Origin of the sequence: Dyella sp. ASV21 (assembly GCF_016428975.1) — a bacterium.
Lineage (GTDB): Bacteria > Pseudomonadota > Gammaproteobacteria > Xanthomonadales > Rhodanobacteraceae > Dyella.
This window is the reverse complement of sequence record NZ_JAELTT010000240.1, coordinates 1-389: the sequence shown is the minus strand read 5'-3', so window position 1 is coordinate 389 and position 389 is coordinate 1. Positions and strand designations below refer to the sequence as shown.

The window sequence follows — 389 nt, the reverse complement described above, 5'->3', positions numbered from 1 at the left end:
CCCCCCCCCCCCCCCCCCCCCCCCCCCCCCCCCCCCCCCCCCCCCCCCCCCCCCCCCCCCCACCCCTCTTTATTCACCTACCGCCAACCGAGATTCGGTCACGGGTCTCGTGGGCTCGGAGATGTGTATAACCCCCCCGGTGGAGGGATCGCTGGGGTTGGGCGTAAGCAGGTTGGCCGCGCTACCCATGAACGAGGTGAGCAGATAATCCTCGGTGGTGCGACCCCAGCGCAGTGTGTTGTGCAACTGTCTCTTATACACATCTGACGCTGCCGACGACAACGTTCGGGGGTAGATAGGGGTGGTCGCGGGGTGCTGAAAAAGGGGGGGGGGGGGGGGGGGGGGGGGGGGGGGGGGGGGGGGGGGGGGGGGGGGGGGGGGGGGGGGGG

General features: G+C 72.5%; 1 protein-coding gene. It reads right to left on the bottom strand.

Going from position 1 to position 389, the window contains the following annotated elements; genetic code table 11:
- Positions 1–69: 69 nt before the first annotated feature.
- Complete coding sequence (locus JHD67_RS21605; RefSeq protein ID WP_199101189.1) at positions 70–261, bottom strand: hypothetical protein; 192 nt, start codon at positions 259–261, stop codon at positions 70–72.
- Between the last annotated feature and the right edge of the window lie 128 nt (positions 262–389).